The 12,121-nt window shown below is 72.9% G+C and carries 10 protein-coding genes; 8 read left to right on the top strand and 2 right to left on the bottom strand.

The genetic code is table 11. The annotated features are described in order from the left end of the window. Positions 1-10: 10 nt before the first annotated feature. A complete protein-coding gene (locus tag ABZZ74_RS06370) occupies positions 11-919 on the bottom strand; it encodes a LysR family transcriptional regulator (protein WP_356762163.1) in 909 nt (302 codons plus the stop codon). Positions 920-996: 77 nt separating this feature from the next. Here ABZZ74_RS06370 and ABZZ74_RS06365 point away from each other — a divergent pair, with 77 nt between their 5' ends. From ABZZ74_RS06365 to ABZZ74_RS06330, 8 genes are all read left to right on the top strand, one after another. Next, the gene (locus ABZZ74_RS06365; protein ID WP_356762162.1) at positions 997-1,821 is read left to right on the top strand and encodes an oxidoreductase; all 825 of its coding nucleotides are present in this window, start codon (positions 997-999) and stop codon (positions 1,819-1,821) included. An 84-nt stretch (positions 1,822-1,905) separates the two neighbouring features. Beyond that, entirely contained in the window at positions 1,906-4,116 is a 2,211-nt protein-coding gene (locus tag ABZZ74_RS06360; RefSeq protein ID WP_356762161.1) for a DEAD/DEAH box helicase, read from the top strand. 145 nt (positions 4,117-4,261) lie between these two features. Then, positions 4,262-5,500, top strand: a complete 1,239-nt coding sequence (locus ABZZ74_RS06355; protein WP_356762160.1) for a DUF4190 domain-containing protein — start codon at positions 4,262-4,264, stop codon at positions 5,498-5,500. Positions 5,501-5,647: 147 nt separating this feature from the next. Further along, positions 5,648-6,400 carry a GntR family transcriptional regulator gene (locus ABZZ74_RS06350; protein ID WP_356762159.1) on the top strand — a complete coding sequence of 251 codons (753 nt, stop codon included), beginning with the start codon at positions 5,648-5,650 and terminating at the stop codon, positions 6,398-6,400. Between the two features lie 303 nt (positions 6,401-6,703). Further along, positions 6,704-6,898: an SPOR domain-containing protein gene (locus ABZZ74_RS06345; RefSeq protein WP_208785890.1), complete on the top strand. Its 195-nt coding sequence runs from the start codon at positions 6,704-6,706 to the stop codon at positions 6,896-6,898. Between the two features lie 19 nt (positions 6,899-6,917). Then, on the top strand, positions 6,918-7,316 hold the full coding sequence (locus ABZZ74_RS06340) for a (deoxy)nucleoside triphosphate pyrophosphohydrolase (protein WP_356762158.1): 399 nt from the start codon (positions 6,918-6,920) through the stop codon (positions 7,314-7,316). Positions 7,317-7,464: 148 nt separating this feature from the next. Continuing rightward, positions 7,465-7,872: an ATP-binding protein gene (locus tag ABZZ74_RS06335; protein WP_356762157.1), complete on the top strand. Its 408-nt coding sequence runs from the start codon at positions 7,465-7,467 to the stop codon at positions 7,870-7,872. Between the two features lie 255 nt (positions 7,873-8,127). Next, positions 8,128-10,785 carry a SpoIIE family protein phosphatase gene (locus ABZZ74_RS06330; protein WP_356762156.1) on the top strand — a complete coding sequence of 886 codons (2,658 nt, stop codon included), beginning with the start codon at positions 8,128-8,130 and terminating at the stop codon, positions 10,783-10,785. Here the strand turns inward: ABZZ74_RS06330 and ABZZ74_RS06325 are convergent. Beyond that, positions 10,782-12,092: a hypothetical protein gene (locus ABZZ74_RS06325; RefSeq protein ID WP_356762155.1), complete on the bottom strand. Its 1,311-nt coding sequence runs from the start codon at positions 12,090-12,092 to the stop codon at positions 10,782-10,784. The two genes, ABZZ74_RS06330 and ABZZ74_RS06325, sit on opposite strands and share 4 nt — an antisense overlap. Positions 12,093-12,121 lie beyond the last annotated feature (29 nt).

Below are 12,121 nucleotides of genomic sequence, written 5' to 3'. Positions count from 1 at the left end.
GACCGGCGGCTCAGCCGCCCCGCGCCACCTGCCGGCACGCCTCGACGTAGCCCGCCACCAGTGCCCGCCGGTCCTCCCGGCGCCACGCCAGCACATAGCGGCTCGGCCCCAGTCCGGCCACTGGACGCGTCACCACACCGCCCATGGTGACCAGCGGGACGTTGCCCGTGGCCACCAGGCACACGCCCAGGCCGGCGACCAGGGCCTCGTACGTCTCCTCCGCGCTGGCGATCTCCGCGCCCACCCGGGGCGGGCGGCCGCCGCGTTCCTCGAGCGCCAGCCAGTAGTCGCGCAGGGGGCCCGCGCTGGGCGGCAGGGCGAGGAAGGGCTCCTCGGCGAGGTCCGCGAAGTCGATCTCGGGGCGGGCGGCGAGGGGGTGCGTGTCGGGGAGAGCGACCAGGCGGGGCTCCTCGGCGACCACCGTCCAGGCGTACCGCTCCTGGTCGGGCAGGGGCAGCCAGACGAACGCCACGTCCGCCTCGCCGTCCGCGAGCCCCGCCGTCGGATCCTCCCAACTGACCTGACGCAGCCGGACCGTGGCCCCGGGGTGCGCCGCCGTGAAGCGGGAGCGGATCGCCGGGAGCAGACCGCCACGGCCGGGGCTGGTGCTCATCCCGACGACCAGCGTGCTGCGCAGCGCGGTCCGCGCCTCCTGCATCGCCGACGCGCCCTCCGCCCACGCCTCGATCACCCTCCGGGCATACGGAAGCAGTTCCGCGCCGGCCGGGGTCAGCTCCACACCCTGCCGGTCCCGGCGCAGCAGCTGCACCCCCAACTGCCGCTCCAGCGCCCGGATCTGCTTGCTCAGGGCGGGCTGGGAGACGTACAGCCGTTCTGCCGCGCGGGTGAAGTGCAGTTCCTCGGCGACCGTGACGAAGTAGCGCAGGTCGCGAACATGGACGTCCGTCGTCATAACCATCGGTTGTCAGCGTAGGTCTTGGACGGGCCGTGGGCGCCGGGAGCAGCCTGGACGTGGACCGATTCAGGAGAGGTGTCATGAACAAGGTGTGGTTGATCACCGGTGCGAGCAGCGGACTCGGGCGGGCCCTCGCGGAGGCGGCGGTCGCCGACGGCGACGTGGTGGTGGGCGCCGCGCGGCGGCCCGAGGGCCTCGACGACCTCGTCGCCGCGCACCCCGACCAGGTGGAGGCGCTGCGGCTCGACGTCGCCGACGTCTCCGCCGCCGAGCCGGCCGTACGGGACGTGATCGCACGGCACGGACGGATCGACGTGCTGGTCAACAACGCGGGCCGGGGGCACGTCGGTGCCTTCGAGGAGACCACGGACGACGAACTGCGCGATCTGTTCGACGTGCACGTGTTCGGGCCCGCTGCGCTCGTGCGGGCCGTGCTGCCGTCCATGCGGGAGCGGCGCTCGGGGGCCGTCGTGCAGATGAGCAGCATGGGCGGGCAGATGTCCTTCCCCGGCTTCTCGGCGTACAGCGGCACCAAGTTCGCCCTGGAGGGCATGTCCGAGGCGCTCGCGGGTGAGGCCGCCGAGTTCGGCGTCAAGGTGCTGATCGTCGAGCCGGGCGCCTTCCGGACCTCGCTCTACGCCGGCACACGGGCCAGCGCCGACGGCGGCGCCTACGCCACGGTGGGCAGTACGCGCGCGATGGTCGACGCCGGCTTCGACGAGCACGCCGGCGACCCGGCCAAGGCGGCCGCGCTCGTCCTGCGCGCCCTGGAGTCGGACCGCACGCCCCTGCGCCTGCCCCTCGGCGACGACGGGGTGAGCGCGGTCCTGGGCCACCTGGACCAGGTGCGCGAGGACGTCACGGCCTGGGAGAAGCTGACCCGGCGGACGGGGTTCGGGGACTGAGCACCCGTTGTCCACAGGCCGCCCCGTTGTCGGTCCCCGGTGCCAAGATGTGCGTACCGGGCAGGACGGCGGGCGAGGGGCGGCATGGTGGACGTGGGGGAGGCGCGCACCGCGCCGGTGGGGCGGCGGGCGCGGGAGGTGTGCGCGCGGGGCACACGGCTGTACGACGCCGCCCGGACCGTCCTCGAGGACCACGCCCGCGCCCTCGAAGCGGTCCGCTCCGCGCTCGCCCCGCTGCGGGACGAACTGGTCGCCAAGGAGCTGGAGTCGATCCCCGTCGCCCGTCTCAAGGACGCCACCGAGGGCCGGCTGCGGCTCGCGGCCGTGGAGGCGGCCGGGTTCACCACGGTGCGGTCGGTGTACGAGGCCGGACGCTTCCAGCTGCGGCAGATCCCCGGCGTCGGCGCCCAGACCGCCGACCAGGCCCTCGCCGCCGCTGGGCAGATCGCGCGGGCGGTCGAGGAGACCGTGTCGGTCCGCATCGACGTGGACCACCCCGAACCCCGGACCACCGCCCTCGTCGTCGCCCTGCACCGCCTCGTCGAGGCCGGCCCGGAGCTGCGCAGGGCCGTGGACACCGCCGCACAGCTCGACGGCGTCCTGCGCGAACTGCTGCCCGCGGCCCGTCCCGCCACCGGCCGCCTCCGTCTCGCCCTCGCCGGACGCCGCCGCAAGGAGGCCGCCCTCGCGGCGACGGCGCGGCTGAGCGAGCTGGTGGCCGACGCGGACGCGAAGGGCACCCCCCTCCAACTGGCCCAGGCGTCCACCGACCTGCTGCGCGGCCCGGCGTCCGACATCGAGGCCTGGGTCGACTTCGAGCTGCGCTCCGCCGAGTACTACAGCCAGCTCGCCGAGGTCTCCGAGCACCGTACGGACGAGGCGGCCGCCGAGGGCTTCCTGCCCTCGGAGGTGGCCCGGCGCGTGCACGCCCAGCCGCTCGACGACACCCACCGCCGGGTCTCGCTGCGCGGCTACCAGTCCTTCGGCGCCCGCTTCGCCCTCGCCCAGCGCCGGGTCGTCCTCGGCGACGAGATGGGCCTCGGCAAGACGGTCCAGGCGATCGCCGCCCTCGCCCATCTCGCGGCCCAGGGGCAGACCCACTTCCTGGTGGTGTCCCCGGCGAGCGTGCTGATCAACTGGACCCGGGAGATCCGCTCCCGCAGCACCCTGCGCGCCGTGCCCGTGCACGGCCCCGACCGGCAGGACGCGTACGCCGAGTGGCGTGAGCGCGGCGGCGTCGCTCTCACCACCTTCGACCTCCTGCACACCCTGCCGGCACCCGAAAGGGCCGCTCCCGGCGGCACGGCCCGCGACGGCAGCGTTCCCGGGATGCTCGTCGTCGACGAGGCGCACTACGTCAAGAACCCCGACACCCGCCGCGCCCGCTCCATCGCCGCCTGGACGCGGGCCTGCGACCGTGTCCTGTTCCTCACGGGCACACCGATGGAGAACCGCGTCGAGGAGTTCCGCACCCTGGTCCGCTACCTCCAGCCCGACCTCGTGCCCGAGATCCACGACAGCCACGCGGTGGCCGGCCCGCATGTCTTCCGCAGATCCGTCGCGCCCGCCTATCTGCGGCGCAACCAGCAGGACGTCCTCACCGAACTGCCCGCGCTGCTGCAGACCGACGAGTGGGAGGAGTTCAGCGCCGCCGACCAGGACGCGTACCGCACGGCCGTCGCCGCGGGGAACTTCATGGCCATGCGCCGGGCCGCCTATGCCGACCCGGAGAAGTCCGCGAAGCTCCAGCGGCTGGGCGAACTGGTCGCCGAAGCGGCGGCCAACGGTCTGAAAGTGGTCGTCTTCTCGTACTTCCGGGACGTCCTGGCCGCCGTTCAACAGGCGCTCGGCGAGGACACGTTCGGGCCGATATCGGGCGGTGTCCCGGCCGCCCGCCGCCAGCGCCTGGTCGACGACTTCACGGCCGCCGACGGGCACGCCGTGCTGCTCGCACAGATCGAGGCCGGCGGCGTCGGCCTCAACCTCCAGGCCGCGTCCGTCGTCGTCCTGTGCGAGCCGCAGGTCAAACCGACCCTGGAGCACCAGGCCGTGGCCCGCGCCCACCGCATGGGCCAGGTCCGTCCGGTCCAAGTGCACCGCCTGCTCGCGACGGACAGCGTGGACGAACGCCTGCTGCGCATCCTCGAGAACAAGGACCGCCTCTTCGACGCCTACGCCCGCCGCAGCGACACCGCCGACGCCACCCCGGACGCGGTCGACATATCGGACGCCACCATCGCCCGGCGCATCGTGGAGGAGGAACAGCGCAGGCTGGCGGTCGAGAAGGCTGAGTGACGCGGGGCGGCCACCGTTCCACCCCCGCTCACCTCACGCTTACCATGCGCCCAGGCAGGTACGCCGGCGCAGCACGTCGGCGCGTACGCCTCGCCCGCCCCCAAGCGCACCCCCGGCGCCGCCCCGAAACAGGAGCACGGTACCCGTGTCCATACCCCCGCCCCCTGTGCCCCCGCAGCCGCAGGAGCCGCAAGGGCCTTACCCGCAGGGCCAGTTCCCGCAGCCGCCGTACGGGCAGCCGCCGTACCCGCAGGGGCCGTACGGCGCGCAGGGGCCGCACGCCCAGCCGTACCCGTACCAGCCCTGGGGGCAGGGATACAGCCCGTACAACCGGCCCGCGCCGGTCAACGGGCTCGCCGTCGCCTCTCTCGTGCTCGGCATCCTGTGCTGCGTTCCGGCCGCCGGGCTGCTGCTGGGGCTGATCGCGCTGGGGCAGATCCGGCGGACGGGGGAGCGGGGCAGGGGGATGGCCGTGACGGGCTCCGTGCTGTCCTCGCTCGGGATCGCCCTGTGGGTGCTGACGCTGGCCACGGGTGGCGTGTCCGATTTCTGGGACGGCTTCAAGGACGCCGCGAAGGACAACGGCAGTGCCTACAGCCTGGCCAAGGGGGAGTGCTTCGACGTGCCCGGCGGCTCCCTGGAGGGCTTCACCTACGACGTCGACAAGGTGCCGTGCAAAGGCAGGCACGACGGTGAGGTCTTCGCCGCGTTCACGATGGGCGGATACCCGTCCTTCCCCGGGGACGCCAAGGTCAGCCAGGTCGCCGAGACCCGGTGCTACGCGCTGCGCTACACCTACGCCATGGACGCCTGGGCCGTACCCGTCGACGTGGACGTGTACTACCTGACGCCGACCCGGCAGAGCTGGCGGCTCGGCGACCGCGACGTCACCTGCGTGTTCGGCAACACCGACGAGACGGCTGGTCTCACCGGCTCACTGCGCAACGACGGCCGGTCGCTGAACGCCCATCAGCTCGCCTACCTGCGGGCCGTCAACCTCGGCAACGTGGCCCTCGACGGTCAGCCCGCCGTCAGCCCCGGGGAGGACCTGCGGGCCAACACGGCATGGGCGGGGCGGGTGTCGGACGCGTTCACCAAGGAGGCCGGACTGCTCCGGCAGCACGTGTGGCCGACGGACGCGAAGAGCCCGGTCTCCGCCGTCGCCAAGGAGGTGGACTCCCTGGGCAAGCAGTGGGCACAGGTCGCCGCGGCCACCGACGCGGACGGCTTCTACGCCGCCTACGGCCCGATCACGGTGGAGGAGTCCCCGCGCCGCTCGGTCACCGCCCGCAAGGCTCTGGGCCTCGCCACGACCCCGCCCGCGACGGACGATCCGGGCGCCCCGGAGGGCGGCGGCGGAGGAGGTTCCGATGTCGAGGTGTGACGGCGGCCATAGCGGGGAGAAAGTGCCTGCGTAAAGGCTTCAGGGGCCGCATGTCACCACATCGAGTGATTCTCTGGCCTTTGCTTGCATGGCGGAACCCACGGTTGCCACGCTGTTGCTGTCTGTACAACCTGATGGGAGCGGCCAGTGACTTTCGGTGAGCAGCCGGCGTACCTGCGCGTCGCGGGTGATCTCCGCCAGAAGATCGTCAACGGATCGCTGCCACCGCACACCCGCCTCCCGTCCCAGGCCAGAATCCGCCAGGAGTACGGCGTCTCGGACACCGTGGCACTGGAGGCGCGCAAGGTGCTGATGGCCGAGGGTCTGGTCGAGGGCCGCTCGGGCTCGGGGACGTATGTGCGCGAGCGGCCGGTGCCCCGCAGTGTCGCCCGCTCCGGCTTCCGCCCGGCCGGCGGGGCCACCCCCTTCCGTCAGGAGCAGGCGGACGCCGACGCGCGCGGCACCTGGGAGTCCAGCAGCGAGCAGACCGAGGCGAGCGGCGCCGTCGCCGAGCGCCTGTGCATCAGGCCCGGCGACCGCGTGATGTGCACGCGGTACGTGTTCCGGGAGGCCGGCGAGGCGATGATGCTCTCCACCTCCTGGGAGCCCCTTGCGGTCACCGGGCGCACGCCTGTGATGCTCCCCGAGGAGGGGCCGCTGGGCGGCATGGGTGTCGTCGAGCGCATGGCGGCGATCGACGTGATCGTGGACAACGTCACCGAGGAGGTCGGTGCCCGCCCCGGCCTCGCGGAGGAACTGCTCGCCCTGGGCGGCGTCCCGGGCCATGTCGTCATCGTCGTGCAGCGCACCTTCTACGCCTCGGGCCGCCCCGTGGAGACCGCCGACGTCGTCATCCCGGCCGACCGCTACCGGGTCGCGTACCACCTCCCGGTGAAATAGCGCACACCTTCACGGCGGTTACCCCCGGCAACCATGCCCGGAGCCGCGACGACCGCCCCCCGGAACCCGTCCCTCCGTCGCTGAAATCCGGACGTTCTCGCAGGTCGTCGCAGGTGCCTCTGGCATGTCGCCAAGTGGATGCGCGCACGCCCGGAGGCGGCGCGTTCCTTTTCGCGCGCCCCCCTCGATCTGGCCGGTTGCGTACCTCTTTGTGAAAAGCCGTATTCGCTGCGTGAAGGTAAGGCGTAGGCTCGGGCATATGCGGATTGCGGTTTCCTTAGAGGGCGGGGGCGGTGGGGCGCGATGAACGACGGCACGATCACTCTTCCCTGGCTCGTCATACGGCAGGACGACAACGGCAATCGCTACCGCGTGGGCCGGTACGCGACCCGGGCGGAGGCCCAGAAGATCGCCGACAGCCTCGACGACCGCGGCCACAAGCAGCTCTACTGGGTCGAGCGCATCGGTCAGAACGGCCAGGGCGGCGCGGTCAACTGACTCCCGTAGGCTCCCGCCCATGAGTGAACGGATCGTGGTGGTGGGAGCCGCCCTCCTCGACGACGGCCGCCTCCTCGCCGCCCGCCGCAGCGCCCCACCCGAGCTCGCCGGCCGCTGGGAACTGCCGGGCGGCAAGGTGGAGGCGGGGGAGACCCCCGAGGCGGCCCTGGTGCGCGAACTGCGCGAGGAACTGGGCGTGGACGCGGAGGCCGTGCGGCGCGTACCGGGGGAGTGGCCGCTGAGGCCGCCGTACGTCCTCCAGGTCTGGACGGCCCGCCTCCTGCCGGGGTCCCCCGCTCCCAAGCCGCTCCAGGACCATGACGAACTGCGCTGGCTGTCCCCGGACGAGACCTGGGACGTGGACTGGCTGGACCAGGACGTGGAAGCGGTCCGCAAGGTGCTGGAGCCGAGTCCGTAGACATACTCGACAGACGTACTCGACCCCCTCTGTACGCCGTTCGTGCCACAGTGCGCCCCCCTGGACGGTACTGCCCCCTGGATATCGGGTATGTGCCCATTAACCCCACGAAACCGGACATGCGTGGGGCGAGCTCCTGGCCCGGGAAGTGATCGGCGTGATCGACACCGAAGGCGACTGCGCCGAGTGGTCCTTTCCCGCGGAACCGGACGCCGTGAGAACCGCCCGCACCGCGGTCCGCGGCCAGCTCCACACCTGGCGCCTGGACGTCCTCGGTGACCTCGCCGCCCTGCTGGTCAGCGAGCTGGTGACCAACTCCCTGAGACACGCCACCGGCCCCATCGGTGTCCGTCTGGTCCGCTCGCCCCGCCTCCCCGCCGTGCTGCTGGTCGAGGTCTCCGACCCGCTTCCCGACCCGCCCCGCGAACGCGTCGCCCACCTCGAGGACGAAGGGGGCCGAGGACTGCAGCTGGTGGCCCATTCCTCCCGCCGCTGGGGTACCCGGCCCGGCGCGGCGGGAAAGACGGTGTGGTTCGAGCTCGCCGTGCCGAAGTGAGACGGCGGAGGCTGTACGGCGGCCCCCGCTCTGTAGAACTCGGGCGCGCGTCGGCACAAGCCACGGACGGGTGTGATTCGACGGCGTGTCCGCTGGTTAGAAGACTGGAAGTGTTCTCACAGCCGGGACCGAAAACCGCCGGGACCGTGCTGTGATCGTGAACACCGTGTTGTGCGGCGCCGTAGTGCTGGATACTGCGGGCAGCCGCCCCCGGTGACCGGTACCGGACGCGGTGAGCTGGAGGGGACGGTTCGCGTGAGCGAGATACCAGCGAAGGCCACGGAGTCCGAGGACCCGTCGGACGGCGCGAGGGCGGAGGCCGCGGCAGCCGCCGCGGCGGACGGCACGGGCCGGGCGACGGGTGGCACGGGGCTGTCCTCCTTCGACGGGACACCGCCCGGTGACGCGATGTGGCAGAGCAGCCCGCCCGGCTCGATCTACGACTACATCAAGGTCGCGTCCTTCTCGATCGGCCCCGACGGCCTGGTGGACCAGTGGAGCCTGCGCGCCGAGCAGCTCTTCGGCATCGCCGCGGAGCGGGCCGTCGGCATGGACCCCATCGAGGCCTTCATCGACCCCGACCTGCGCGAGCAGGGGCAGCGGAAGATGGCCGAGATCCTCGACGGGCGGGAGTGGACCGGCGTGGTGCCGTTCCGGGTGCCCGCGACCGCCGAGGAGGACGCGGGCGGGCAGGGGCTCGCCGAGGTCTACGTCATGCCGACGCAGACCGAGGACGCCCGCCGGGGTGCCGTCTGCATCGTCGTCGACGTGCGCACTCTGCGCAGCATCGAGACCGACCTTGCCGCGTCGCAGGCGATTTTCGGTCAATCTCCGTTCGGGTTCCTGCTGATCGACACCGATCTGCGGGTGCGGCGGGCCAACCAGCGGTTCGCCTCGCTGTTCGGCGGCACCCCCGACGACCACCGCGGCAAGGGCGTCCACGACTATCTGCCCCGGCCCGAGGCCGAGCGGGTCTCGGCGACTCTGCGCCGGGTCCTCGAGACCGGTGACTCCATCACGGACATGCACGTCACGGGCTTCCTGCCGGGCTCCGACGAGCGCCGCCACTGGTCCATCAACCTCTACCGCGTGCACAGCGGATCGGGCCGCCCCATCGGCATCGCCTGGCTCGGAACCGACATCACCGCCCGCCGCGCCGCCGCCCGCGAAGCGGCCGCCGCACGGCGCAATCTCGCCCTGCTGAACGAGGCGGGTGCCCGCATCGGCAACTCCCTCGACCTGGAGACCACGGCCCGCGAACTCCTCGACGTGGTCGTCCCCGGCTTCTGCGACCTCGCGACGGTCGACCTCTACCAGGGCCTGCTGGCCGGTGACGAGACCCCGCCCGGGCTCGCCGACGGCAGCGCGCAGCTGCGCCGGGTCGCCTTCGCCAGTGCGGTCTCCGACGCCCCGTTCGTCGGCGGCGGCGCGCCGGTCGCCGTGGGCGCCGTCCACCACTACCCGTTCAACTCGCCCTGTGCGGACGCCCTGCGCACCGCCCGCACCCAGCTCGTGCCCGCGGAGGACGGCGGGGTCGTCCAGTCCACGCTGGCCGTGCCGATGGTCGCGCACGACACCGTGGTGGGACTGGCGCAGTTCGCCCGTACGAAGGGCAGCGAACCGTTCGGGGACCGGGACCGCGACCTCGCGGTGGAGCTCGCGGCCCGGGCCGCCGTCTGCATCGACAACGCCCGTCTCTACCGGCGCGAGCACGAACGGGCGTTGATACTGCAACGCTCGCTGCTCCCGCCCGGTGACCCGGTCGCCTCCGGACTGGACATCGCCTGCCGCTACCTGCCCGGCAACTCCTCCTCCGACCGGCCCAGCGAGGTCGGCGGCGACTGGTTCGACGTGATCGAACTGCCGGGGCACCGCACGGCGTTGGTGGTGGGCGACGTCATGGGCCGCGGTCTGCGGGCGGCCGTCGCGATGGGCGAACTGCGCTCCGCCGTGCGGACGCTGGCCCTGCTGGACCTCGAACCGGCCGAGGTGCTCTCGGCGTTGGACGAGATCGCCCGCGGGCTCGGCGCCCCCGGCGGTGTCCAGCAGGCCACCCGCGCCGCGCGCCGCCCCCGCGAGGCCGACCTGTCCGAGGTGTACCTGGCGACCTGCGTGTACGCCGTCTACGACTCCGTCACCCGTCGCTGCACCTTCGCCAACGCCGGCCATCTGCCGCCGGTGCTGGTCGAACCGGGCGAGGACGCGCTGATGCTGGACGTGCCGCCGGGCATGCCGCTGGGCGTCGGCGGGGAGCCCTTCGAGGAGGTGGAGGTCGAACTACCCGAAGGCGCTCTGTTGGCGCTCTACACGGATGGACTGGTCGAAAGCCGCGACCATCCGCTGGACGAGGGCCTGCAGGCCTTCGTGGGCGCGCTGACGGACCCCAGCAGGCCGCTGGAGGACGTCTGCGACCACGTCCTGAACACCCTCGACACCCACCACGGCGAGGACGACATCGCGCTGCTGATGGCCCGGGTGCAGGGGCTGCCCGCCGACTCGGTCGGCGACTGGACGCTGCCGCGGGAGCCGCGGAGCGTGGGCCGGGCGCGGGAGTACGCCCGCGGACAGCTGCTGTCGTGGGACCTGGAGCCGCTGGTTGACACCACCGAACTGCTGGTCAGCGAGCTGGTGACGAACGCCCTGCGCTACGGCGAGGGCGAGATCAGGCTCCGTCTGCTGCTGGACCGCACGCTGGTGTGCGAGGTCTGGGACTCCGGGCTGGTCCAGCCACGGCGCCGACGCGCCCGGGACACGGACGAGGGCGGCCGCGGACTGCAACTGGTCGGCCTGCTCAGCGCCGCGTGGGGCTCCCGGCGGACACCGCGCGGCAAGACGGTGTGGTTCGAACTGCCCCTCCCGGACGGGGAGACGGGCCTGACGGACCCCGCGGAGGCGTTGCTGAGCCTGTTCTAGGGGCTCTGCATCGACTGGTCGGCCCGGACGGCGGCCGACCAGGGATCGGTGAGCAGCAGCCGGCGTGCCTCCGCGACACGGGTGCGCGCGGTGCTGCCCACGAACTCCCGGCGCACCGTGATGTGGGTGTCGGCGGTGGCGACGGCGTTCCGGGCGACCAGGAGGGCCGCTGCCGACAGCACACCGTCCCGGCCCGCCCCGAGCGGCACGGTCGCCCCCACCACGCGACGAAGGGCGTCCAGGGGGTCGTACGGCCGTGCCGTCACCTCTTCCCTCGCGGCGGCCAGCACGCGGTCGGCGTCGGCGCGCTCGCTCACTCCCGTGAGTTCCGCCTCCGCGCCGGTCAGGGCGGCCGGGAGGAGGCTCTCGGCGGCCGACAGGTCGGAGGCGAGCCGGTCGACGGCGGTGAGCAGGGCGTCGGCCCGGGCTGTGGAGGTCTCGGCGGCCCGCAGATGCCGTACCGCGCTCTCCTCGTCGTCCTGGTCCATCGACTGACGGACCTGGTTGAGGTGGGTGGTGGCGATCACCAGGCGGTCCTTGGCCTGTTCGACGTACCCGGTGACCGGGCCGGTCGCCGTGGGTCCGTAGCGCTCGGCGAGGCGGGTCAGGGTCGTCTCGGTGGCTCCGGTGCGGGCGGTCAGGTCACGGAAGCGGGTCTCGGCGAACTCCAGCGCCTCTGCCAGGTCCCCGCGATCGAACCCCTCCAGCCGCCGCCGCGCCTCCTGACACCGGCCGACGATCCCGGTGAGCGTGTGCCGACGGGAGGTCTCGTCCTCGGGTACGCCGTCCTCGTACTGCTGCCGTATCCGGAAGGCGGCCGCCAGTTCGGCCTCGGCGTCCCGCAGGCCCTGCGCGTGGGGCTCCGCGGCCTCCGGACCGATCCGGGCCCGAAGGAAATCGAGTTCCTCGCGACGGGTGCGTACGGCGTCGTCGGCCTCGACCAGCAACTGCCGCGCCCGTTCGTCGAGTTCGTCGAGTTCGGCGAGGGGGGAAGTATCCGGCGTCATGGCGGCGGCGGCCGCCGGTGTCGTCCGGGTCCGTGCCCGTCGGGTCCGCCGTACGTACCCGTACACGGCCAGCACGAGGGCCGCGCCCCCCGCGACCAGCGGCAGCACCAGGTCGGCGGTCGACGTCTCGTCCGTGCTCGCCGACGCGCCCACGGCGGCCGCGTGCGTCTCGGGCACCGTCGCCCTCGGCAGCACCAGCCACACCACCCCGACCAGCGCGCCGATCAGGGTGTACGTCACCCGGGCGCGTATGTGGGAGGTGGCCCGCCGCGGCCGGCCCCGGATCAAGGATGGCGTCACATTTCGGAGCGTATGGGTGGTGATGCGGG

The organism is Streptomyces sp. NPDC006476, assembly GCF_040612015.1.
Taxonomy (GTDB): domain Bacteria; phylum Actinomycetota; class Actinomycetes; order Streptomycetales; family Streptomycetaceae; genus Streptomyces; species Streptomyces griseorubiginosus_B.
This window is presented reverse-complemented; position numbering and strand designations above follow the sequence as displayed.